This is a genomic window from Crocosphaera watsonii WH 8501, from assembly GCF_000167195.1.
Classification (GTDB): Bacteria; Cyanobacteriota; Cyanobacteriia; order Cyanobacteriales; family Microcystaceae; genus Crocosphaera; species Crocosphaera watsonii.
In genome coordinates, this window is the sequence record NZ_AADV02000006.1 from 66,276 (window position 1) to 90,164 (window position 23,889).

The 23,889-nt window shown below is 39.3% G+C and carries 17 protein-coding genes, 1 tRNA gene and 4 pseudogenes; 11 read left to right on the forward strand and 11 right to left on the reverse strand.

The window, feature by feature from the left end; all coding sequences use genetic code 11:
• The first annotated feature begins 51 nt into the window (after positions 1-51).
• Together proS and CWATDRAFT_RS11030 are read left to right on the forward strand one after the other, a co-directional pair.
• Positions 52-1,860, forward strand: coding sequence for a proline--tRNA ligase (gene proS / locus CWATDRAFT_RS11025; RefSeq protein ID WP_007305089.1), 1,809 nt, complete (start codon positions 52-54; stop codon positions 1,858-1,860).
• Between the two features lie 97 nt (positions 1,861-1,957).
• Positions 1,958-2,863 (forward strand): spondin domain-containing protein, encoded by a 906-nt coding sequence (locus CWATDRAFT_RS11030; protein WP_007305090.1) that lies wholly within the window; start codon positions 1,958-1,960, stop codon positions 2,861-2,863.
• Between the two features lie 109 nt (positions 2,864-2,972).
• On the opposite strand, the gene CWATDRAFT_RS11035 is transcribed toward CWATDRAFT_RS11030, so the two are convergent.
• Positions 2,973-4,499, reverse strand: a complete 1,527-nt coding sequence (locus tag CWATDRAFT_RS11035; protein ID WP_007305091.1) for an IS5-like element ISCwa2 family transposase — start codon at positions 4,497-4,499, stop codon at positions 2,973-2,975.
• A 239-nt stretch (positions 4,500-4,738) separates the two neighbouring features.
• Between CWATDRAFT_RS11035 and CWATDRAFT_RS11040 the strand changes: the two genes are divergently transcribed.
• The gene (locus tag CWATDRAFT_RS11040; protein ID WP_042711429.1) at positions 4,739-5,020 is read left to right on the forward strand and encodes a hypothetical protein; all 282 of its coding nucleotides are present in this window, start codon (positions 4,739-4,741) and stop codon (positions 5,018-5,020) included.
• A 105-nt stretch (positions 5,021-5,125) separates the two neighbouring features.
• Here CWATDRAFT_RS11040 and CWATDRAFT_RS11045 read toward each other — a convergent pair whose 3' ends face one another.
• On the reverse strand, positions 5,126-5,521 hold the full coding sequence (locus tag CWATDRAFT_RS11045) for a hypothetical protein (protein WP_007303072.1): 396 nt from the start codon (positions 5,519-5,521) through the stop codon (positions 5,126-5,128).
• 79 nt (positions 5,522-5,600) lie between these two features.
• On the opposite strand from CWATDRAFT_RS11045, the pseudogene CWATDRAFT_RS39715 reads away from it, so the two are divergent.
• A pseudogene (locus CWATDRAFT_RS39715) lies at positions 5,601-6,862 on the forward strand (NF041680 family putative transposase); the annotation flags it as partial.
• Between the two features lie 26 nt (positions 6,863-6,888).
• Here CWATDRAFT_RS39715 and CWATDRAFT_RS11060 read toward each other — a convergent pair.
• On the reverse strand, positions 6,889-7,530 hold the full coding sequence (locus tag CWATDRAFT_RS11060) for a transposase (RefSeq protein ID WP_007305093.1): 642 nt from the start codon (positions 7,528-7,530) through the stop codon (positions 6,889-6,891).
• Positions 7,531-7,594: 64 nt separating this feature from the next.
• Entirely contained in the window at positions 7,595-8,176 is a 582-nt protein-coding gene (locus tag CWATDRAFT_RS11065) for a helix-turn-helix domain-containing protein (RefSeq protein ID WP_007303370.1), read from the reverse strand.
• A gap of 63 nt (positions 8,177-8,239) precedes the next feature.
• Between CWATDRAFT_RS11065 and CWATDRAFT_RS11070 the strand changes: the two are divergent.
• Both CWATDRAFT_RS11070 and CWATDRAFT_RS11075 read left to right on the forward strand, forming a co-directional pair.
• A pseudogene (locus CWATDRAFT_RS11070) lies at positions 8,240-8,419 on the forward strand (NF041680 family putative transposase); the annotation flags it as partial.
• 113 nt (positions 8,420-8,532) lie between these two features.
• Positions 8,533-10,395 carry an alpha/beta fold hydrolase gene (locus CWATDRAFT_RS11075; protein ID WP_007305094.1) on the forward strand — a complete coding sequence of 621 codons (1,863 nt, stop codon included), beginning with the start codon at positions 8,533-8,535 and terminating at the stop codon, positions 10,393-10,395.
• A 306-nt stretch (positions 10,396-10,701) separates the two neighbouring features.
• Here the strand turns inward: CWATDRAFT_RS11075 and CWATDRAFT_RS11080 are convergent, their stop codons facing one another.
• From CWATDRAFT_RS11080 to CWATDRAFT_RS11090, 3 genes are all read right to left on the reverse strand, one after another.
• Positions 10,702-10,929 carry a catalase family protein gene (locus CWATDRAFT_RS11080; RefSeq protein WP_042711430.1) on the reverse strand — a complete coding sequence of 76 codons (228 nt, stop codon included), beginning with the start codon at positions 10,927-10,929 and terminating at the stop codon, positions 10,702-10,704.
• The gene (locus CWATDRAFT_RS11085; RefSeq protein WP_007305095.1) at positions 10,926-11,576 is read right to left on the reverse strand and encodes a hypothetical protein; all 651 of its coding nucleotides are present in this window, start codon (positions 11,574-11,576) and stop codon (positions 10,926-10,928) included. The genes CWATDRAFT_RS11080 and CWATDRAFT_RS11085 overlap by 4 nt, the downstream gene beginning before the upstream one ends.
• A gap of 361 nt (positions 11,577-11,937) precedes the next feature.
• Positions 11,938-12,894 (reverse strand): RNA polymerase sigma factor, RpoD/SigA family, encoded by a 957-nt coding sequence (locus CWATDRAFT_RS11090; RefSeq protein WP_007305096.1) that lies wholly within the window; start codon positions 12,892-12,894, stop codon positions 11,938-11,940.
• Between the two features lie 285 nt (positions 12,895-13,179).
• Between CWATDRAFT_RS11090 and CWATDRAFT_RS11095 the strand changes: the two genes are divergently transcribed.
• Entirely contained in the window at positions 13,180-14,292 is a 1,113-nt protein-coding gene (locus CWATDRAFT_RS11095) for an RNA-guided endonuclease InsQ/TnpB family protein (protein ID WP_232287076.1), read from the forward strand.
• Between the two features lie 128 nt (positions 14,293-14,420).
• Here the strand turns inward: CWATDRAFT_RS11095 and CWATDRAFT_RS11100 are convergent.
• From CWATDRAFT_RS11100 to argF, 4 genes and pseudogenes are all read right to left on the reverse strand, one after another.
• Positions 14,421-14,507 (reverse strand) — tRNA-Ser (locus CWATDRAFT_RS11100).
• A gap of 45 nt (positions 14,508-14,552) precedes the next feature.
• A pseudogene (locus CWATDRAFT_RS33430) lies at positions 14,553-15,639 on the reverse strand (ATP-dependent 6-phosphofructokinase).
• Between the two features lie 66 nt (positions 15,640-15,705).
• A complete protein-coding gene (locus CWATDRAFT_RS11115; protein WP_007305100.1) occupies positions 15,706-16,743 on the reverse strand; it encodes a dihydroorotate dehydrogenase-like protein in 1,038 nt (345 codons plus the stop codon).
• Between the two features lie 196 nt (positions 16,744-16,939).
• Positions 16,940-17,866, reverse strand: a complete 927-nt coding sequence (argF, locus tag CWATDRAFT_RS11120; protein ID WP_007305101.1) for an ornithine carbamoyltransferase — start codon at positions 17,864-17,866, stop codon at positions 16,940-16,942.
• 1,036 nt (positions 17,867-18,902) lie between these two features.
• Here argF and CWATDRAFT_RS11125 point away from each other — a divergent pair.
• The 4 genes and pseudogenes from CWATDRAFT_RS11125 to CWATDRAFT_RS11140 all read left to right on the forward strand — a co-directional run.
• A complete protein-coding gene (locus tag CWATDRAFT_RS11125; RefSeq protein WP_007305102.1) occupies positions 18,903-20,294 on the forward strand; it encodes a malic enzyme-like NAD(P)-binding protein in 1,392 nt (463 codons plus the stop codon).
• A gap of 116 nt (positions 20,295-20,410) precedes the next feature.
• A complete protein-coding gene (locus tag CWATDRAFT_RS11130; RefSeq protein WP_007305103.1) occupies positions 20,411-21,751 on the forward strand; it encodes an adenylosuccinate synthase in 1,341 nt (446 codons plus the stop codon).
• Between the two features lie 33 nt (positions 21,752-21,784).
• On the forward strand, positions 21,785-22,096 hold the full coding sequence (rplY, locus tag CWATDRAFT_RS11135) for a 50S ribosomal protein L25 (RefSeq protein ID WP_007305104.1): 312 nt from the start codon (positions 21,785-21,787) through the stop codon (positions 22,094-22,096).
• A gap of 616 nt (positions 22,097-22,712) precedes the next feature.
• A pseudogene (locus CWATDRAFT_RS11140) lies at positions 22,713-23,858 on the forward strand (reverse transcriptase domain-containing protein); the annotation flags it as partial.
• Positions 23,859-23,889: the final 31 nt, after the last annotated feature.

Sequence of the window (23,889 nt, forward strand, 5' to 3'; positions counted from 1 at the left end):
ACCCCCAAAAAATGCGATAATGACTATCTGATAATTGCGAGGAAACCCTGAATGCGACTCTCTCAGATGCTTTTTGTCACCCTACGCGAAGATCCCGCCGAAGCAGAAATTCCTAGTCATAAACTGCTTTTGAGAGCGGGTTATATCCGTCGGATTGGTAGCGGTATTTATGCTTATTTGCCTCTAATGTGGCGTGTATTACAAAAGGTTTCGCAAATAGTACGAGAAGAAATGAACGCAGCGGGGGCCCAAGAATGTCTTTTACCCCAGTTGCAACCCTCGGAGTTGTGGAAAGAGTCGGGAAGATGGGAAACTTATACCAAAGCAGAAGGGATCATGTTTTCCTTAATTGATAGACAAGAGAGGGAGTTAGGGTTAGGCCCCACCCACGAAGAGGTAATTACAACTGTTGCCAAAGATATGATCCGTTCCTATCGACAATTACCCGTTAATTTGTATCAGATTCAAACAAAATTTAGGGATGAAATCCGCCCTCGTTTTGGCTTAATGCGAGGAAGAGAATTTATTATGAAAGATGCTTATTCTTTCAACGAAGATGAGGCCAGTTTACAAAAAAGTTACGAGGCAATGGATCGAGCTTACCGTAATATTATTAGCCGTTGTGGGTTAGCATATAGAGCCGTAGAAGCAGATTCTGGAGCAATTGGTGGCTCAGCTTCTCAAGAATTTATGATCCTCGCAGAAGCAGGGGAAGATGAAGTTTTATACACAGAAGATGGTAAGTATGCAGCCAATATAGAAAAGGCAGTTTCTTTGCCTAAAGATCTAGAAATATCACCCTTTACGGCCTACGAGAAAAAAGAGACACCCGATTCTAATACTATCGAAAAAGTGTGCCAATCTTTGCAATGTTCTCCTACTAATATTGTTAAAAACGTGCTTTACGAAGCAGTTTATGATAATGGTAAAACCGTTTTGATTTTAGTTAGTATTCGAGGGGATCAAGAAGTTAATGAAGTTAAATTAAACAACGAATTAGTTAAACTAGCACCCCAATATCAAGCAAGTACCCTATTAGCTTTGAGCGTTCCCGATGAAAATGCTCAGAAAAAATGGGCTAATAAACCTTTACCTCTCGGTTATATTTCCCCTAGTCTAGAAGATGATTATATTGCTTCTGGAGAATCTATAGAAGGTCAGTTTTTAAGAATAGTGGATCAAACGGCTGTTGACTTAGAAAACTTTGTTACAGGAGCCAATGAAACTAATTATCATGTAATAGGAGCTAACTGGGGTCAAGAGTTTCAATTACCTAAATTAGTGTCTGATATTAGAACAGCTATGGTAGGCGATCGCTCCGTTCATGATCCTAGTCAAATATTAGCCAGTGCGAGAGGTATTGAAGTAGGACATATTTTCCAGTTAGGAACGAAATATTCCCAGGCAATGGGGGCAACCTTTACCGATGAAAATGGCGCAGAAAAGCCGATTGTAATGGGGTGTTATGGGGTGGGAGTTTCACGTTTGGCGCAAGCTTCCGTAGAACAATCCTATGATAAAGATGGCATTATTTGGCCAGTAGCGATCACCCCTTATCATGCGATTATTATTGTGCCGAATATTAAAGATAAAAATCAAATGGAAGTGGCGCAAAATCTATATAATCAATTGAATAAGATCGGGGTAGAAACCCTATTAGATGATCGTGATGAAAGAGCAGGGGTTAAGTTTAAAGATGCTGACTTAATCGGTATTCCTTACCGTGTGGTGACAGGGCGATCGTTAAAAGCAGGTAAAGTTGAAGTGGTTACTCGACAAACAAAAGAGTCCCAAGAAATTGAAGTGACAAACCTCGTAGAAACCTTAAAAAATTGGTTAAAAAATATTAAAAGTTCATAAAAATTTTCTGAGAAAAACTTTATGATTTTCTCAGGTAATTCTCAGATAGTCTTATTAACGTAATCAAAAGATTATCGACTAAATTGTGAATTCTGCCATGATCAACTTATTGAAAAATAGTAAAGCTTTATTAACGGTTGCAACCGTCGCTTCTGTTGTAACCACAGCATCTACTGCCCAAGCATTAACCCTAAAAGTAGAAGTAGAAAGTCTGGCCCCCGATGGTGGTGTGGCCTTGACCCCTGTTTGGGTGGGATTTCATGACGGTAGCTTTGATGTCTATAACGGGGGACAGGCTTCTCCAGAGGGGTTAGAGCGAATCGCCGAAGATGGCAATCCTATGGTGATTTCCGCAGACTTTCTCGCCAATCGAACCTATGTTCAAGGTGGTGTGAGTGGGGTTTTCGCCTCAAGCCAAATGGGAACCCGTGTTGATGGTGCTGTTGGTGGGGCCCCCATCACAGCAGGAACTATGGCTATGAGTACATTTGAAGTAACCCCCGATGTTTCTAATCTTTACTTCTCCTACACATCGATGATTCTTCCCTCCAATGATTACTTTCTTGCCAATGGCGATCCCTTGGCTCATAGTTTAAGCACTTTATTTTCAGGTGCAGATACGTCCATTTCTTTTGAAATTGGACTCCCAGGAAGTTTTAGGGATGCAGGAACCGAAGTCAATGACTTTAACACTTCTGCTGGTAACGGTTTATTCCCAGGATTACCAGGTGGACAAACAGGACCCAATCAAGGGGCTGATGAAAACGGAGTCATCACCAGTGTTACCGATTCTTTTGCCAATTTCCAAAACAGACCAACAGATTTTGATACTGATTTTGCTAATCTAAATTTTAACAACCAGACTCTCTATCCCAATGGTATTGCCCGTGTCACCATCACTGTTGAGTCCGTTCCCGAATCATCTACCACTGTTGGTTTAATGGCCATAGCTGGATTATTCGTCTTTGGTAGTTTGCGTCGTCGCAATAATGACTTTAGTTAAGGGAGTGAGGAACTTCTGAGTTCGTTAATGTAGGGGTCAACGGCCGTTGATCCCTAAACCGGATTTAACAATTAATAATTAGGGTTTGCTGAAAAAGTTTCTCCAAAATTTATGCCACTTTTGACCAAGAATTTTCTGACAAATCAATAAGTTTTAGTACATAAAAATTGTTTAAAGTATAATCAAAATTAATGAAAAGCGGTTTGATGAGTTCCCCTGTTCTATTATTAGTAAATAAGGACAAAAAAAGCGACAAAAACTGCCTCAGAAGTTTAGAAAGATTGACAACTAAAAATGTAATAGCAATAGATGTAATGGAGGTTTCAGGGAGTTTTGTCATCACGAGATTTAGGCTAAATCTTCGTTTAGCTTGTCCAAACTTTCCCTCAATAGCATTACGGAAGCATTCATCGGAGTGGGCTTGTTTCTTTTCTTCTTCACTGACATTTTTCGGAGGTCTTCCTAACTTCGGACCACTGATTCTTATCCCTCTTTCCTTACACCAATTTCTGTTTTCCCTAGTTCGATAAATTTTATCTACATGGACGGATTCGGGATAATAGCCAAACGTTTCTTTATACTTTTCTACTTGTTCTTTTAAATGACAAGATTCATTGAAGTTTTCCCAACTTATTTTTTCTAGAAACACATAGTTATCTACACAGCTTACTGAGAGTTTAGCTCCAAACTCTATTGGTTTTCCTGCTTTTCCCCTCACTATTGGACGAATATGCGGTTGAGTTAAACTTACAATTCTTTGAGGAACACTCTGGGTCTTATTCTCCCACATTGACTGTTGTTGTTCATAAACTTTTTTGATAGTCTCTAGACAATTTTTCTGTCTTTTACTCAGATTTTCCAGGGAAGCCCCAGCTTGAATTAAGTCTTCTATATTTCCTAAATTTTTCTTAAGGTATTTTAACTGTTTCCCGATAGCTTTTCTTCTTTCTTGATAAGATACTTTTCGTTTTTTAGCTACTTTTAAGTATTCCTTTCTAGCAATTTTTCTAGAAGTTCTCGGCTTTTTTCTCAATTTTACTCTTAATGGTTTATAAAGATTATCTATTATTCTTTCTGTCTCAATTCTGGCTTGATTTAATATGCCTAAATCCGTTGGGTATTTGATGTCTGCTGGCGCACAAGTCGCATCTAAAATTAGTTTACCTTTATTTTTTATTTTTTCTCCTTTTTCTTGGAGACAATCCTTTTTTTTTACTTCTTTATCACTCTTGTCTATTTCTCTTTTTACTATTTTTTTATTGATTTTGTTTATCAATTCTCCATCAATTCTTTTCCTAAAATGAACTAGCATTGAAGATTCCAGTGGTGGCTCTTGTTGATAACAATTTAAACCTATAAAGTATTGTAGATAGGGATTTTCTCTAATCTGTTCTATAGTTTCTCTATCACTTGTTCCTAATTTTTCCTTAATAATTAATGTCCCTAATGCCATTCTAAATAGTTTGGCTGGCGCACCTTTTTCTGCTGAAAAAAGTTTAGCATATTCTTCCTCAAAATCATCCCAAGGTATCAACTCTGCCATGATTACCCAACGATTATTGGGGGACAATTTGCCCTCGAAAGGTAATTCAAATTTTTCTGGGGGCGGTAAAGGTTGCTCCTCTTTTCGATACATTTGTTCTTGACCAACAACTGGGAGGTGTTTCTACCAATTATAGCAGTTTGTAGCCGACAAAGCTGATCTTTTTTTCGATCGCGAATATGGGTGTAACCTTTTAAAGAATAGGGTTTTGCTTTTATTCAGCAAACCCTAATTATCATTATTGTTTATTCTCAATAAGCCCTCTAGTTTTTGACAATTTATAGAGCGATCGCCACGGCTGAAACCCTCTTTCAATAAGGGTTTTAACGGGCTTGTCACCCCGTGAGGACAAAGATGCTTTGTTAGGACGCTTACGCATAAATAGTAAACTGCGCTGTGCTCCACCTCCACGTCCATCCCAACCAGGGCCAGGTCGCCCCAGAAAACATGGGGAGATTCTTCATCCAGGATGGGACAGTCCAGAAATCCCCCCAGATGAGGATATTACAGCCATGCACCTTAAAGGAGAACTCCGTTTGAGACGATGGCAACAGCTACACTTTGAGGATGTTGCTGATACAGTATTTGGACTTTGGATAAAAAACAATTGTTAGCGTAAATTTTACGCTAAACATATCTCCAGAGCTAAAATAGAGAATTAAGGTGATTTTAAAAACTCTCTTTCCATCTTTTTAGGGGATTTTAAATATTAAATAGCTTCATTCAGTTTCGGTTCCAATATAGATATCTAAGTAGCTTTCCGTTAGAGATTGAATGACTCGTTCTAATTCATCAATGAGATTTCTTCTAGTGAGTTTTTCTACAGCATCAATATGAGCAGAACTTCCGGCTCGTCCTAAATATTTATATTTGGTTTTTTTCTCATTATTAGTGGCCATAGGAAAAATTGATTCAGCAGCCTGTAGTTTATAATACCAGTAGATTGTTCCCTTTCCATTAACCTGATAACGAATAATATGACAATTAGCTGGTGCTACTTCCCCTTCCCGTTCAATTTTCTTTATTTTCTGTTTAAGAGAGCGAATTAGACTCTTAATTTGTTTGGCTCTCAGGTGGACATCTTGACTGGTCTTAAGTTCGGAATGTGATGACATTAGCCTTAACTGTAACAAACAACCTCTTTTGATGTTAGCGTATATATTCCGCTAATTTATAAGGTAATAAATTTTAAAAATGACCAAAAATGAAACGGCTACTTCTGTCGAGGAATTCCTGGTGTGGAGGTCTAACCTCTTCCAAGGACTAAAAGCTAGAAAAGAAACTATTATAGAATTACTCGATGCCCTCTCCAGTAACCAACAAGCTCACTCAGTCGTTGAATTGTCTCTCAATCCTTTATTTAGAAGAGATTATAACAGTTTATATAGAGGAATTCAAGAGTTTTTACCCACTCAAACTGACCCTAATTATGAACAGAGAATTGAGACTTTATTTTCAGCGGTATCGAGAACAATTCCTCCCACTTCAAAACATTATAACTTATTTGGTATTGACACAACTCCCTGTCCACGACCGTTTGCCGAAACGTTAGCGGATAAAACCTTTATTCATTACCCCAATCCAATTAAGGGAAATAAACCCATTAATATTGGACATTGTTATTCCGTTGTCTGCGCTTTACCTGACCAAATAGACACAGAAAAGTCCCTTGGGCTGTCCCCTTATCAGGAGAGCGAGTCCCCTCTAAACATAAAGGAGTAAATCAAGGCAATCAACAACTAAAAAAAATCTGGCAAAGTTCTTTATTTTCTGATAAATTATCTGTCTTAGTGGCTGATAGTGACTACAGCCAAAAGGATTTTATTGGGGAACAAGTTAAGCATGAAGACGTAGTTACTATTACAATAGTTAGAAGTGACCGAGTTTTTTATCGTCAATTTATTCGGGACCCAAATCAAGCCAAAACTTCGGGACATCCCCGTTGGTATGGGGATAAATTTGACCTTAAAGATGACCAAACTTGGACTGAACCTGATGAAGTTCATCATGTTCCCTTTACAACGAAAAAAGGTCGTCAATTAACAGTGACTATTTCGGGATGGAAACAGATGTTAATGAGAGGAACTAAAAACTATAAAATGAACAATCACCCCTTTACTTTACTCCAGATTGTTGTCAGAGATCAAGAAAGAAATAGTATTTGGAAACCTATGTGGCTTATTGTTATTGGTTCTCGGCGCGATGAGTTAAGTTTAGTTGATTGTTATCAGTGTTATCGACAACGTTATGACATGGAACATCTTTTTCGATTTGGTAAACAAAGATTATTGATGACATCTTATTTAACTCCCGATGTACATCATGAAGAAAATTGGTTTAAACTAACACTTCTTTCTTCTGTAAATTTGTGGGCTGCCAGAAAATTAGCTGTGGTTTTACCCCGTGATTGGGAACAGTATTTGAAGACTAATAAATCCATCAAAATCACCCCTAGTGCAGCTTAGCAAAAATAATCCACCAGTCACTTATGATCTTTAAAGCCCTTAAATTTCCAAACGAACGGCTTAGCAAAATGTTGATTAAAGTAATCAATAAAATTGAGAATTTTTTGGGATAGTTCTTCAGTTGAACGGACAGTAATTCTTTTGAGTAAACGCCTGACTAAGATCGAAAACCAACACTCAATTTGATTAAGCCACGATGTATGTTTGGGAATATAAACAAAGCGAATTCGATGAGATTCATCTGATAAAAAATCTGCTCTGCTGTCCATAGATTGCAAAATCCCCTCCTTTCCTTTTCTCCCCAAATCAATAGTAATTCTACAGCTTTCTGCTACTAATTTGACTAAGCTTTCCGATTTATGAGTGTTGAGTTGATCTACAATAAAAATCCATTCTGCTTTTTCATCAATCTTAATCGTTCTCTGGATATGTTCAGAAAAATCTTGTTCTGTTCTTGTCGGTCCAATAGAGGGACTAACGACTTTTCCTCTTGCCACATCCCAGTTCGCAATCAAGCTTAAAGTTCCGTGTCTTTCATATTCAAATTCGATTTTTTCTACTTGTTTAGGCTTGATTCTTTTGTTCGGAAATAATCTCTCAAGAGCTTGAATCCCTGTCATTTCATCTGTACTAATTAAATGAATTCCTTGTTCTAACAAAGTTTTAGCTTCTTGATGAAGTTCACAGATATATTTGACTTGCTTTTTAAATTTTAAGGGATCATCAATTTTGGCATTTAACCAGTAACGAACGAGATGTGGTTGTAATGTCGCTTCTTTTTAAAAAACGCCCCACACTACGGGGGGAAATCTTTTCGACAATTCCTCTTTTTATGGCTTCATCCGCCAACTCTGAAGGTGTCCAATGGCTCACTGGTCTGTCTGATTTTTCACATTCTTCACAAGAGATCGCTACAATCTGGACTACTTGTTCGACCGTAAAGGATTTTGTTGTTCCAGGTCTTGGGCGATCGCTTAAAATTCCTTTGATCAAGACCATTAATGCTTTCTCCGTTACCTGTTGTTCTTCGGCGGCACTCAGTTTTTCTCTCTCCTCAAACCATCGCGATCGCCACTGACGCACTTGTACTCGGTCTAATTCTAATCTTCGACTAATCGAACTATTGCTCTCTCCTGATGCTGCGGCTAAGATTAGCTTGGCTCGTCTAACAAGGCGATAGGGGTTTGTTGTCCCTCTCACTATTTGTTGGAGTACTGTTTTCTGTAGGTTGGAGAGGTTAATTGGCAATGCTTTTATCATGGACATCAACTTCGAGATTCTTCCGTTAGTTTCATTGAAACACATTGTCGTGGCTAGTCACGAAAGTTTCTGTAAAAATCTGGTGGATTACTTTCGCCAAGCTGCACTAGTCTAGTTCAAAGAGACTTTTCAAGAATAATTACGACCTTGGGGACTTTCGCCAAATTTCCCAAACGTCGAGGTTTTTCTTCCGGACGTATTAAAGGTTACAAAAAAGCCCCACGAACTCGTCATGATGTTATCAAGAAAGGGAGCAAAAAATCAACTAAAAACTTAAAAGCTCCTTAGTTTTCCTCAGAATCTATAGATTAGCCCTATTTGTCAGCCAATTTTATTGACTGATACAGAGCCGATATTTTGGGATTTTAGTTTAGCGTAAAATATACGCCAACAAACTTTTTTTGTCCAAAGTCCAATCACAAGTTCGTTATTTACTTCACTATTTAGTGATCCCCTTATTTATTGTTGTTGCTATTGAGTTAGCTTATCGTTCCCAGGCAAAGTGGGCGACAAAATGGGTTAGAGTATTTTCTTGGTTACTAGCTTTTGGATTAAGTGCATTTGATGTTATCAGGAATTTTATTGGTTTAACTTTAAAACCTGAAATATTTGCTAATGTTTTACGCTACGTTTCTGTAGAACCTCAAATACCAATCATGACAATTATTGTTAATTTATTTGTGTTAGCGGTTGGTATTGGTATTTGGGTGATAACCAAGAATTGGCGATGGTTATTTATAGGATCTGTAGTTGCTTTAATTGGTAATGCCTTACCTTCTTCTCAATTTGGCACTCTTCCTGGAAGCGCATCTGAAGCTGTTTTAGCCTTAAGTTTATTATTAACTCAATACAACTTTGAAGACGTTGAAGGATTTGAAAAAGAAGAACAATTACAAGACCTTACTGGTTCTTTTGCCTCTATAACTGCTCCTGAAGGATGGGAAGAAACCAATTATTCAGGTTACCAAATCTTCGTAAAAGAGGAAGAAGAATACACAATTTATCAGACAGGAACTCATCAAAAAGGGGACTTTGTGAGAATCTATGTTCCTGAAAAACCCTATGAAGAAAATGGCAAGGTTAAAGTAATTACATACTTGCATGGTTTTGCCCTTTGTATGCCTAAATTTTACGAAAGACATTTAGAAGAATTGGCAAAACAAGGATATTATATCTTTTTCCCTGACTACCAAAAAAGTGATTATCCAAACTTTCCAAAAGATACAGAAACTTATTCAGATAATAGAACTCTTCGGGCAACCTTTCGCTATTGGTTATTTGATGTTGGTGTCTTATTAATTACATTAATCTTGCGACAAAAAATTAATACCAAGGAGTTGAAAAAATTAATTGAAGATGGAATATTAGTCGCCTTAAGGTTTATACTTGGTACCTTATTTTTTGTGGTAGTTATTAATATTGTTTTCTTGTTTAATCGTGAGTACGGGAAGAACTTGATTAGTATGATTACCACTGTTATTGCTAGTTTAAGAAGTGCGCCCATAGAATGGCTTAAACAGTCAGTAGAAACTACAGAAATAGGATGGGAAAAGTTATGCGAATATAGTAAGCAAGTTGACAAAGATGATTTAAACTTATCTAAAAAAGAAGTTGATTTCTATGTTTTTGGACATTCTTTAGGAGGACTTTTAGCCTTAAGTTGGCCTTACTATTTACAACAAAATAAAGATCCAAAACTAGAGAAATTTTATCCCAAACAGATTATGACGGCTGATCCTGCTCCTAATACAATTATGGGAATTCCTACTATCGCTGTCTGGGTTTTAGGGATTTTTCGCTTTCCCTTTGCAACTCAACCTCTGAAAATTGAAGAGACAGGAAAATCTCTCAATGTTCCAGTGGCAATTTTACATGGAAATAGTGATAAAATTGTCAAGCCAACTGAATGGGTTAAACCACCTTTTTCTCAGGAAAAAGGCGCGTTTTTTAATATTATTTCAACGGACAAGAAAATATATTTTTCTTTATCTAATAAAGAAGAGAAGCTAACAGCTGATCATAATCAATCTGTGACGAATACAACCTATTATGGAGATGGTTTTATGGAGAACTTTGGAGGGGATAAAGATGGACCTAATGCTTACAATTTTGAATATATTTGGCCTGCTTTAAAAGCAGTTATTAACCGCAATGTACAACCGCATCAATTGGAGGTAGACGGTTTTGAACTTAAGGAGTTGGAAGTGGTAGAAAATGAACCGATTGTTTCTAAGAGTTTTTGGAGTTTTCTTAATTTTGGTTAGGAAATTTTTTATCAATGGATAATTCACAATTATCCATTATCCATTTTCTATTGTCCATTATTGAACCCCTTAATATCATGATTTAGTTTTTTTATAAATAAAACTTCTGACTGCTAAAGATAACCCATAAATGCGAATGCGAGCAGCATTGATCGAATTGGGATCTTGGGTAGAATATCCTTCCACCGCCCCCAAAGAGTCCGGTTGCCGACCAATATTAAAAGACAGTTTTTCGGTTTCTTCAAAAGAGAGCGCACGATCAATGGTAACTGTTGCTAAATCCAGCCAAGGAGACGTTTCTTTGTTCTACTCTCGTTCCTGGGTAAAAATCTCGGTTTTATCCCCTTCCATATCCTGGTGCAAGCGCAATTGAAGATGATAAATAACGGGTTTTTGGGAAAGTCTTTCAATATATTCCTGGCACAGATAATCTATAGGTCTTGTTTCCTCGGGACGACGCTTTTGTTGCCAAGGTTTTTCCCAATCTTCCCCTGATACTAACCCAGAATCTACCCCCCGATCTTCAGGAATCAAACGGTATTTAACATACCTAAGTTTCCCATCTTTAGCTTTAAAATAGTTGACCAACTTAGAGTAATAATACATTTGACCAAAAGAGTCCGGGGCCCGTCGCATGGTTTCAGCGAAAATGTCTTTAAAGAACAGATAATCGTTTGATTTTTCAGGCTATATTTGATGGAATGAACCTTTAGAGTACTACCTTCCAGGACAAAGCGAGCTTCGCTATACTCCGGGAGCAAACCCCCTGGTTCGGCTTTATAACGTCCAGTCTGGTAATTAACGGCATATTGCCATTCTTGATCTTTCACCCGGTTCAATTTTCCTGGATTAAATCCATTCAAACGCCGTTCCACAAAATATTCATCGCTGAATTTATCGCGGTGCAGCCGACTTAAGTTGGCTGGCATCCACGTTTGTAAGTTTGGCCCCGCCATGCTGCGGAAGCCAAATCGTTTGGCTAACCCTGAAAATAATCCCCAATTTAAGGGGGGAATTAAAGGCAAGGTGGGGAAAACCTGCAAACCAAGATGAGCTTCATATCTGGGGGTTGGTTGAACTTCTTCGGGTAAGTCACTATTAACATCAAATCGCGCAAAGTCTTTTCCTGGTGTACCGTAGTATTTGAATCGTTGTTTAGGATCACTGGATGATTTGTTCATGATTCATTATTCAGGTTTATTGGTTTTTTTATGGACTATTCTTTCATATTCTCAGTATAGCTCAGTATAGAAGATAACTGCTCCTAATCTAATGAAGAAGACGAATTAACAGCTAATCATAATGAATCTGTAACGAATACCACCTCTAGCACTACCCATTATGATGAGGACATGGAGAAAATCACAAAACACCGTAGGGTGGCTTACAGTAATGCCCTAACCAATTTTTGTAGTGCTATAGTTAGGACATTTTTTATCAATGGATAATTGACAATTATCCATTATCCATACTTAAGATAGGAGTCGGTAGAACAGAACCGCAAATTCCGATCTTCCGACTCCATAGCAATACTACTCGAATTTAACTAGCTAGATATTCTTGAATATTAGCTTTGCGTTTTCTCAGTTTAGATAAAGCCTCTCTTTCAATTTGTCTAACCCTCTCCCGACTAATATTAAGACGAGAACCGATCTTAGCTAGGGTTAAGGGTTGTCCATCCATGAGTCCAAAACGCAAGGCAATGACTTGTTTTTGTTGAATGGTTAAGTCTTCCATCAACTTTTCTAAGTCAAACTGCAAGGAGGAATGGGTGGCAAAGTCTTCGGGGGACTGTCCCTCATCCTCGAGAAGATCCCCTAATTCTGTATCTTGATTATCCCCCACCCGTAAATCTAAGGAAAGGGGCTGACGAGATCTTTCTAGATAATCTCTGACTTGTTTGGGGGTTAAGTCTAGTTCTTCGGCCAGTTCGCTGATGGTGGCTGCCCTGCCTTTCTGTTGAGAGAGTTCCCGTTGTGCTTTCTTGATTTTATTGAGTTTTTCAGTGATGTGAATGGGAAGGCGAATGGTTCGGCTTTTTTCGGCGATCGCCCGTGTAATAGCCTGACGTATCCACCAATAAGCGTAGGTTGAGAAACGATAACCTTTGGTGGGGTCAAATTTTTCTACTCCCCGCTGCATCCCAATGGTTCCTTCTTGGATCAGATCCAAGAGATCCAAGTTTCGCTTGAGATACTTTTTAGCCACAGATACCACTAGGCGAAGGTTGGCCTCTACCATTTTTCGCTTGGCCGCCTCTCCGGCCTCTACCACAGAACAGAATTCTTTTCTTGAGAGTTTAGCTGCCTTAGCCCACTGACTGTTAGTGGGTTCTTTTCCCGTTTCTTGAATTATCTCCTCTCGTAGCTTCTCTAAATTGATCAATCGTTGAACTCGCTTGGCATAAAGAATCTCCTCTTCATGGCTTAGCAAGGGAACACGACCAATTTCTTTGAGATAAGCCCGAACTGGGTCAGGATTACTTTTAGTTAGCTTCATAAGAAATTTTTTATCTGGTAGTTTAGTTTCGGATAATGAAGAGTAAGTAATAGTGATATATAAAAGGAAAAGCTTATAATAACAAAATTTTGATAGTGGTTGCTGTTTCTTTAGATTTTTGTTAGAAGATCATAGCTTTGTCTTTTCAACAGGGAAGTCATTTGAGAATACATCTTTGTCTAGGTATGATTCCTTAGCTCTTTAGTTAGTTCCTTAATAATAATACATCATTATGTTAATTTTTGTAAAGTTTCTAAACATAGCCAATTCCCTTCCCAACAGAATATACGTTACTTTTCAAGAAAAGCTAGGAATATATGCCTATTGCAATGGCTAAAGGAATGTTATTCCCAGGTCTTGCAGTCAACTACCCTCAACTTAACTAAAGCTTTCAAGAATTTTTTTGACAAAGTAGCTCAATACCCTAGATTCAAGTCTTATCATGGCAAGCCATCCTGTCAATATCCTCAAAACTGTGAGGTGGTAGATAAGGGAGTTAAAGTGCCTCAAATTGGTGTGATTAAAGCCTCTATTCATAGGTTGTTTGACGGCCAATTAAAAACTGTAACTATTACTAAAACACCAACTCAGAAATATTATGCTTCATTGTTGTTTGACACTGAACAAGAGACTCCTGAAGTAGTTCCAAGGGTCAAAGTTACAGGAGTTGATTTAGGACTTAAAGACTTCTGTATTACCCATGATGGCGTAAAAACATCTAAGTATGCTAACCCTAGACATCTAAAAAAACATGAAAAAAACTTAGCTAGAAAACAAGCCAAATTAGCCCGTAAGAAGAAGGGTGCGGAATGCACCGCCGCTTCCGACCTGCCGTTCAACGGCAGGTCGGTCGGCGGAAGTAAATCAAGAGAAAAAGCACGAAAGCTATTAGCTAGAGTTCACGAACGTATTAGCAATGCCCGTCAAGACTTTCTACACAAGTTATCAAGAAAAATTGTTGATGATAATCAGGTAGTAGTCGTTGAGAATTTGAACGTCAAGGGTATGGTTCGTAATCATAACTTAGCTAAGGCTATCTCTGATGTCGGATGGGGAATGTTTGTCAATTTCCTCGCTTATAAACTAGAGCAAAAAGGTGGTTTATTAGTTGAGATTGATAGATGGTTTCCTAGTAGTAAAACTTGTTCTAATTGCCTACATCCAATGTCAGAAATGCCATTAGATGTTAGAGAATGGACTTGCCCCAGTTGCGGTACACACCATGATAGGGATGAGAACGCCAGCAAGAACATTAGAGCAGAGGGGATCAGGCAATTATCGGTCTTGGGAACCAGGACTGCTGCTGAAGGAGGAGAAGTCAGACCAAAAGGTGGGCGCAAGTCTGTCTTGAGGCATTCTCCTGTGAATTCAGAAGCCCCAACTATACCGATAGGTTAGTTGGGGTAGTTCACTTACCCCCAATGATTGGGATAGAAAACTTTATAATCTTGCTTGCAACCATCTATGGTTGGCAAAGCATCCAGTAACTTCTTAACTTCCCTCTTGGGTAGATTGATTTCTGGGAACGGAGAGGGAGGGATTCGAACCCTCGTTAGACTTACGCCTAAACAGCATTTCCAGTGCTGCGCCTTCAACCACTCGGCCACCTCTCCTTTTTGGGGTCACAATTAGTCATTATACACCATCGATAAACTTTTTTAACCATCGCCCAAATAAATTCCTAGCGATCGCGCTGTCTTAACCATACAATCGTATTTTTCCACAGGAGAGGTACATATTTTTTGCTGATGACGCTCCTTAATGGTAGCAGTGACGGTTGATAAAGGTTCACTACTCACCTGGCCTTTTTGCCACACCACTAAATGATCGTAGTTTTCTGCCTGAATCAGTTCAACCGCTTTAATGCCGAAAGCAGTCGATAATAGGCGATCCCAAGCAACCGGGGGATGACTACGTTGCAGATGTCCTAAAACTGTTGTACGCATATCGATATCTTTTAACAGACAAAAATCTTCGTGTTTCTCATGACAAAGAATTTGACTGTATTCTTTAATCTGTCTGAGGAGATAATCAGCAATATGGGGATCTTTTTCTTTGTTTTGAGTTTTAACCCCTTCTGCAATAACCAACAAACCAAAATGACGGCCTAACTTTTGTAACCTTAATAGTTGATGACAGCAACCGTCCAACACATCTAAACTTAGATAGGGTGTCAATTCAGGAATAAGGATTACATCAGCCCCTCCGGCGATCCCTCCTCGTAAGGCTAAATGCCCTGCATCTCGCCCCATAACTTGCACGATCATAATCCTGTTATGACTAGCTGCAGTAAAAGTTAGATCGTATAAAGCTTGGGTAACAATTTCAACTGCTGTAGAAAAACCTACAGAAAACTCTGTAAAGGGAACATCATTATCGATAGTTTTGGGAATAGCAATGATCTTCCAATGACCTTCTTGAGCAAGATTATAGATAATATCTAGACTCCCATCTCCGCCAACAACGATTAAAGCATCTAATAGATCCTAAGACACTGCCACTGAAAAACTGTAAAACATCTAACCCTCTAATTCTTCCGGGCAGTTGATAACATTTTCCTGTTAACAACAAATCCTCGGGACAACATTTTTCCTCAGCAATATCCCGAAAACCGTCGGTTCCGTAGGGAAGCCCATAAACCACCCAGTTATTGAGTTCCGAAGCTTTAACCACTGCACGAATTACAGCATTTAACCCCGGACAGTCTCCCCCACTCGTCAGGATACCAATACGTTTACCACTCATATTCCCCTCTCCTATGAGTTATCAGTTATCAGTTATTTCCTCATCCCAGTCACCCCACACTCTCCATCATTTACGAGATGTAGCACTAGCTTCTTTTCGAGATCGCCAAATAGGTGCGTAGGTTTGTAAAGCTTTCATATACTGCGATCGCTCAAAGGCCGTGGGATCGGGACAATTAAGTTGAGAAAGACTGCCTTGCATTTGTTGAATGGACTCGTACTCGTTTTCTTCCATCCATTTTTGTATCGCTTCTTCTAGAGTGGCTAAATAATGGATACCATGACGCAACAAAGCACTAACTACCTGGGTAATTTTTGCTCCAGCCATGACCATCTTAATCACATCAGAAGCATGATGAATACCACTGGTAGAAGCGAGATCAGCCTCAATTTTTCCGTACAAAATAGCAATCCAACGCATTGGAAGGCGCAGGGACTGAGGGGTACTCAACAGGACGTTAGGATATACTTCTAAGTTGTTTAAATCGATATCAGGCTGATAGAAACGATTAAACAAAACTAAGCCATCAGCCCCGGCTTCTCCTAACCGTTTGGTCATGTTTGCTATGTTACTGAAATAGGGACTTAATTTGATGGCTACAGGGATATTAATTTCTGATTTAACCGCTTTCAAAATATCTAAATAATTCTGTTCAATTTCTCCCCCAGGAATGTCTAAATCTGTAGGAACGTAATAAATATTCAGTTCTAGAGCATCGGCCCCTGCTTGTTCTATTTGTTGGGAATAATCTAACCATCCCCCCAAAGTTGAGCCATTAAGACTGGCAATAACGGGAATATCTAACTCTTCTTTGCTGATACGAATATGCTCTAAATATTCTTCAGAACCAATGTGAAAAATTTCTGGTTCTGGGAAATAACTTAAAGCTTCAGCAAAGCTTTCTGTTCCATAGGTTAAATGATGGTGTAATTCCAGTTGTTCTCGTCGTAATTGTTCTTCAAAAAACGAGTGTAAAACCACTGCCGCAGCCCCAGCATCTTCCATCCGTTTAATGTTATCTATGTCTTCTGTTAATGGGGCGCAAGAACCTACGACTAATGGAGATTTTAAGGTCATTCCCAGATAGGTAGTTGTTAAATCCATCCCTGACTCCTAATTAATCATTTAAGTTTAGTTTTATGCAGCTTGTTTAACAGTATTTTTCAACTGTTATGATGGCTTTTATTCCTTTTTAAAGGTATTTTTGCCATTAAACTTACACTTTCATTGTATCAGGTTTTCCAGAGGTTATTTTTTTTGCGACTTATTTGTAAAATTTAGTTACAAATATTATTCTTACTCAATTTTCAATTCCTAATAAGCTAACCATTAAAGCTTTTTGAGCGTGCATTCTATTTTCAGCTTGGTCCCAAACTTTGGACTGTTTTCCTTCTATCACACTATTGGTTATTTCTTCTCCACGATGAGCCGGTAAACAGTGTAAAACAATTGCATCTTGCTCGGCTTTACTTAATAGTTCATCGTTAATCTGATAATCTTGAAAAATAGGAATTCTTGATTGAGCTAAATCTTCTTGCCCCATACTTGCCCAAACATCGGTATAAAGTACATTAGAATCTTTAACAGCAGCAACTGGATCATCAGTTATAATAATCTCAAAACCAGGTTTAGCTAACTTGTGAGCTTGCTCAATAATCATCGGTAAAGGTTGATAATCTTTTGGGGTTGCTACTCTAATTTTCATACCCATTAATGCCCCCCCTAAAATCAGAGAGTGGGCTACATTATTACCATCTCCTAAATAAGTTACTGTACTGCCTTTCAATTTACCAAAACATTCTTTAATAGTCATAAAATCTGCTATAATTTGACAAGGATGTTCTAAATCTGTGAGAGCGTTAATAACAGGAATTTGGGCATATTTTGCAAAGGTTTCTAATTTAGATTGTTCAAAGGTACGTATAGCTAAAATATCCAGATAACGATCCAACACCCTTGCCGTATCTTTGGCTGGTTCTCCCCTGCCCACCTGAGTTACACTAGGGTTGAGATCCAATACCTGTCCCCCCAGTTGATAAATAGCAGCACTAAAGGAGACACGGGTACGGGTAGACGCTTTATCGAACAAAAGTCCTAATATTTTTTGACAACGGGGCGATGGCTGACCACTTTTGAGCTTCGCACCCAAATCTAACACTGCGGTCATTTCCTCTGCACTGAGATCACCAATTCCTAAGATATCTCTTCCTTGGAGGGTTGTCGTCATAATGATTGTTATCCTCATCTGTTAAGGACTTTATTATAGCGACGGTGTTTTGAGTCACTGAAGAATCATAATTGAGATTTTAGAATTGTTTTACAGTGCTAACTGCTAAGGTAGGGACAAGAAATTAAATGGCGATCGCCCAAACACTATGAGTTAATTAAACAAGCATTGAGGGCGAAATTTCAACAAAATTCTCTCACTTACGAGCAATTAATGGCAACAGGTGGTTTACGATACAGGGAAAGAAGAAAAACTCAATACTTCCTTACCTGCTTCTGAATTTACCCGTATTTTGACGGAGTTACGAGAGGAGTTGCGCTTATCGTGACTTGAAAAATTAATTTTCCAGGAAGTGATAGGAAACGTTTCATTTTTGGGCAGACTAGGTATAGATAAAAACAAGTCACTCTTAAATAAAGATTTGCTGTTTTGAAAACCCTTTAATTTAATATTTATTGTCTTACTCTGTCTCTTCTTTGTGTCACTTTACTCATGATTCTTCTAGAAATACCTCAGTCTATCTGAGGTTTTTTTATTGAAAAAATTAATTTTCTGGTAAGTGATAGGAAACGGTTCATTTTTGGGCAGACTAGGTATAGATAAAAACAAGTCACTGTTTAAATAAAGACTTGCTGTTTAAACACCCCTTTAATTTAATATTTATTTTCTTACTCTGTCTCTTCTTTATGTCACTTTACTCATGATTCTTCTAGAAATACCTCAGTCTATCTGAGGTTTTTTATTGAAAAATTAATTTTCTGGTAAGTGATAGGAAACGGTTCTTTTTTTGGAACACTACCTATAAGATTAAAAAACATCCCTTGATATTATAGCTGATACCCAACCCAAGCAAGAAATTAAACTATTATTCAAAGAATTAGGATAACCGAATTTAGGGGATAAACTGAAAGGGACACAAGAGAAATCCTAGTCAAGCGATCGCATCAATTTTAGACCAATGACTATCTGTGTCAGGATAAACATCAACATGAAGGGAGAAAGTGTCAATCTCTCTTGATATGATTTAAGGAGTTACATGGCAAACCTCAACCCAACCGCAAGTTATAGCCTTGCATTGACCATCGAATTACCCAATATTGCAGGAACCCTCGCCAACGTTACCCAGGCTATTGCAGGGGCCCAAGGGAGTTTTGGACAGATTTCCTTAATTGAGCATAACCTAAAAATCACGCAACGAGAAATTACAGTAGAAGCATCAAGCGAGGAACACGCCGAACAAATAGTTTCTGCTGTCAGAGAAATTCCCAACGTTAAAATATTAAAAGTTTCCGATCGCACCTTTGAACTACATCGTAAGGGTAAAATTACCATAGAAAGTCGCCTACCTCTTCATTCCCAAGGAGACTTGGCTATGGCCTATACCCCAGGGGTTGGTCGCATCTGTAAGGCGATCGCCACTGATCCCTCTGAAGTGTATAACCTCACCATCAAAAATAACACAGTGGCAGTGGTCACCGATGGTAGTGCGGTGTTAGGCTTAGGAAACCTCGGTCCTGAGGCCGCTTTACCCGTGATGGAGGGAAAAGCCATGTTATTTAAGGAATTTGCCAAAGTAGATGCCTTTCCCATCTGTTTAGCCACCCAAGACACAGAAGAAATTATCGAAACCGTTAAACGCATCGCCCCGGTGTTTGGAGGCATTAATTTAGAAGATATTGCTGCCCCCCGTTGCTTTGAAATTGAAAAACGATTGCGTCAAGAATTGGATATTCCTGTGTTTCACGACGATCAACACGGGACAGCCATCGTCACCCTAGCAGCCTTATTTAATGCTCTGAAATTAGTCCATAAGACCTTAGAAGGGGTACGAATCGTTATAAATGGGGCCGGGGCTGCTGGTGTTGCGATCGCCTCCCTATTGCGGGCTGCCGGAGCTACCACTATTTGGTTATGCGACTCCAAGGGTTTAATTTCCCACAATAGAGAGGATCTCAACCCCCAAAAAAAAGCTTATGCTGTCAGTGCCAGTGGTACCCTAGCGGATGCTATGCAAGGAGCCGATGTCTTTTTAGGAGTGAGTGCGCCGGGGGTGGTAACGCCGGAAATGGTGCGATCGATGAATAAAGATCCCATTGTTTTTGCTATGGCTAACCCTATTCCTGAAATTCAACCAGAGTTAGTTACTAATGATGTAGCAGTCATGGCCACGGGACGGAGCGACTATCCTAACCAAATTAACAACGTTTTGGCCTTTCCTGGGGTGTTCCGAGGGGCCTTAGACTGTCGTGCCAAAAATATCACCGAGCGTATGTATCTAGAAGCAGCTAAGGCCATCGCTTCTTTGGTTCATTCCAATCAGTTAAATGCAGAACATATTGTCCCTTCGGTGTTTGATGAGCGTGTCTCTCATGCTGTGGCCAGTGCTGTAGAATTAGCTGCTCGTCAAGATGGTGTCGCTAATCAGTAATTACCGTTGATAATCCCTGCCATTCTCAGGCCAGGGATTGTTTACCGTTATTGACAACACCGCTATTAATTGCATATAATAGCGGTTTGTGTGAACTCTAGCTACTTTTTAGAATTTTGGCTAATGTAATTGTAATCGGCGCTCAATGGGGCGACGAAGGAAAAGGGAAAATCACAGACTTATTGAGTCGTTCGGCGGATGTAGTGGTAAGACCCCAAGGGGGGGTTAATGCTGGTCACACAATCGTTGTGCAAGGACAAACTTTTAAACTACACCTGATACCTTCGGGTATCCTATACCCCGAGACGGAATGTGTGATCGGTTCGGGAACAGTAATCGATCCCAAGGTGTTACTCGAAGAATTAGGACAACTTCACAGCCTCAATGTCTCCACGGATAACCTGTTTATCTCCCAAACCGCTCATGTCACCATGCCCTATCATCGTCTGTTGGATCAAGCTTCAGAACAACGACGAGGAGAAAAGAAAATTGGCACAACTGGCCGTGGCATAGGTCCAACCTACGCCGATAAATCAGAAAGAACAGGCATCCGAGTGGTTGATTTAATCAACCCCAAAGAACTCCAAGAAAAATTAGAATGGACGATTAACTATAAAAACGTTATTTTAGAAAAGCTATATAACCTCGCTCCCCTCGATCCAAAAGTTGTTATTGAAGAATATATAGGTTATGCAGAACAACTCAAACCCTATGTGGTGGATAGTTCCCTAAAAATTTATGAAGCTATCAAACAAAAAAAGAACATTTTGTTTGAAGGGGCCCAAGGAACTTTATTAGACTTGGATCACGGGACTTATCCTTATGTTACCTCTTCAAATCCCATTGCCGGAGGGGCCTGTGTAGGCTCGGGCATTGGTCCGACAGTGGTTGATAGAGTGATAGGTGTGGCCAAAGCTTATACTACCCGTGTGGGAGAGGGCCCATTTCCCACTGAATTACACGGGGAAATCGGAGAACAGTTATGCGATCGCGGGGCAGAATTTGGTACTACCACTGGCCGCCGTCGTCGCTGTGGTTGGTTTGATGGGGTGATTGGCCGCTATGCGGTACGAGTCAATGGGTTGGACTGTTTGGCTATCACTAAATTGGATGTACTCGATGAGTTATCTGAGATTAAAATCTGTGTCGCTTACGAGTTGGACGGCCACACCTGTGATAATTTCCCCGGTAACGCCAGTGAGTTCGCCCGTTGTACTCCCATCTACGAAACCTTACCAGGATGGCAAAAATCCACAAAAGACTGCCGCAGTTTGGAAGATTTACCCCAGGAAGCCCGAGATTATCTGAAATTCTTAGCAGAATTGATGGAAGTACCTATTGCGATCGTTTCTTTGGGAGCTAGTCGGGATCAAACTATTATTGTTGAAGATCCTATTCATGGGCCAAAACGGGCCCTACTTGATGAGAATGGTGATCCTCTTAGCAACAAGCAATAAACCTTATTAACACGAAAAAAGTGAGTAATTGTTATGTCTTTATCTATTGAATGTCAAAAACGCCCCGAAAACATCAAACCTAACGCTTTACGTCGTGAAGGGTTAGTTCCTGCTACTTTATATGGCCATGATGGCACAGAATCTCTGCAATTAGCGGTTAATACAAAGGAAGTCGCTTTAATGCTTAGAGGGGTAACAGTGAATGAAACGGTGATCGATCTTAATATTCCTGATCTATCTTGGAATGGTCAGGCGGTGATCAAGGAAATACAAGCACATCCTTGGAAACGGAATCTTATCCATCTTAGCTTCTGTTATGTTAAACCAGAAGGTGCGATTCGTTGAGCTAGAAAGCTAATATCCAGTCTCAGACAAGGATTTAGCGTGTAGCCCGTTCAAGAACCTCCAAAGAGGTTCTTGAATAACTGTTGGTTTGTTGGCTAAAAGGAGCCAAACTCGGAATCAAAGGAGAAATCCCAAGAGTGACGACATAACCCTCCGTTTTGGACTTAGTAAACCCAGGATGGGAGCAGGGTTAAAAGGGGAAATCGTTATGAAACAGCATAATAAGGCGTTCCCCAAGTCAATTGGTCATGGTTAAACATTACGTTGAATCATTGACTTGAACCCTCAAAATTTGCAAGTAGCCAAAACTGTTTGATAGGCTGCGTTCAAAAAGAACAAGGTGAAAAGTGGAGTTTTATTCTGCACATCCACACAGATTCCTAAAAGTAACCTGGGGGAGAGATGAAACCTAAAACCAATACACCCAAATCAACGGAACGAATTAAGTCCATGATTGCTCTTATCACTGGTCGGTAGATAAGCAGGGACAAACTTAACCGCAAGGGTCATGGATGTGAGAAGCAATTAAGTTGCTAATGCCTACTTGTAATGAGTACGGATAAGCTGACGTATTGCTGGTTAATTAGAAGAAATAGTCTCTACTAGAGGTAGTTAAATGTCGAATGCGAGTATAACCAAGACTACGCCAGAATGGAACACTATCAATTGGGCAAAAGTCCAGAGAAAAGTGTTCAAGCTCCAAAAAAGAATATTTCAAGCTGTACGGTCAGGTAATAAAGTCAAAGCTAAAAAGCTTCAAAAGTTACTGTTAAAGTCACATTACGCAAAGCTCTTAGCCACACGAAAAGTGACCCAAGACAATCAAGGTAAGAAAACTGCTGGCGTTGATGGGAAAAAGGCATTACGCCCTAACCAAAGATTAAAGCTAGTTGACGAACTAAGATTAGAGGGTTACAAAGCAAAGGCACTCAGACGAGTTTGGATACCCAAACCGGGAAGAGACGAAAAACGTGGTCTGGGAATACCCACCATAAAAGATAGAGCAATGCAAGCCTTGGTTAAATCAGCCTTAGAGCCATACTGGGAAGCTCAATTTGAAGGAACCAGTTATGGTTTTCGTCCAGGCAGAAGCGCACACGACGCAATCGGTAGAATATACACGGTCATTATTAGAAAAGCCAAATATGTTCTAGATGCCGATATCGCCAAATGCTTTGACAAGATTAACCATGATTACCTACTGTCCAAAGTAGATTGTCCACAGGTCGTTAAAAGAACCATTAAACAGTGGTTGGAATGTGGCGTTATGGATAATGGCATATTTGAGGAAACCGAAACAGGCACACCTCAAGGTGGTGTAATAAGTCCTTTGCTGGCTAATATTGCACTACACGGAATGATAAACGACGTAGAAAACCACTTCCCAAATACAAAAAGAAGGGAAGATGGAAGTCAAAAGCAAGGTTATAAACCTAAAATCATCCGTTACGCTGATGATTTCGTAGTCTTACATGAAGACTATGAGGTTATTCTACAATGTAAAAATCTAATTGCACAATGGTTAAGAAAAATCGGACTTGAAATCAAATCATCTAAAACCAGAATTTGCCACACCTTAAAGGATGTAGAAATTGATGGAAGGATGGAAAAAGCAGGATTCGATTTTCTTGGATTCAATATACGGTCATACCCTGTTGGCAAATATCATTCTGGTAAAACAGGTGGTAATCCAAATAAGGGACAAAAATCAAGACTAATAGGATTCAAAACATTAATCAAACCTAGCAAGAAGAAAATCCTAGTGCAGCTTGGCGAAAGTAATCCACCAGATT

Coding starts and splice junctions, on each gene's coding strand:
- CWATDRAFT_RS11085 (WP_007305095.1), bottom strand. CDS start 11,576: ATGAACAAATCATCCAGTGATCCTAAACAACGATTCAAATACTACGGT.
- CWATDRAFT_RS11065 (WP_007303370.1), bottom strand. CDS start 8,176: ATGTGTTTCAATGAAACTAACGGAAGAATCTCGAAGTTGATGTCCATG.
- CWATDRAFT_RS11030 (WP_007305090.1), top strand. CDS start 1,958: ATGATCAACTTATTGAAAAATAGTAAAGCTTTATTAACGGTTGCAACC.
- CWATDRAFT_RS11045 (WP_007303072.1), bottom strand. CDS start 5,521: ATGTCATCACATTCCGAACTTAAGACCAGTCAAGATGTCCACCTGAGA.
- rplY (WP_007305104.1), top strand. CDS start 21,785: ATGTCTTTATCTATTGAATGTCAAAAACGCCCCGAAAACATCAAACCT.
- CWATDRAFT_RS11125 (WP_007305102.1), top strand. CDS start 18,903: ATGGCAAACCTCAACCCAACCGCAAGTTATAGCCTTGCATTGACCATC.
- CWATDRAFT_RS11090 (WP_007305096.1), bottom strand. CDS start 12,894: ATGAAGCTAACTAAAAGTAATCCTGACCCAGTTCGGGCTTATCTCAAA.
- CWATDRAFT_RS11115 (WP_007305100.1), bottom strand. CDS start 16,743: ATGGATTTAACAACTACCTATCTGGGAATGACCTTAAAATCTCCATTA.
- CWATDRAFT_RS11035 (WP_007305091.1), bottom strand. CDS start 4,499: ATGTATCGAAAAGAGGAGCAACCTTTACCGCCCCCAGAAAAATTTGAA.
- proS (WP_007305089.1), top strand. CDS start 52: ATGCGACTCTCTCAGATGCTTTTTGTCACCCTACGCGAAGATCCCGCC.
- argF (WP_007305101.1), bottom strand. CDS start 17,866: ATGACGACAACCCTCCAAGGAAGAGATATCTTAGGAATTGGTGATCTC.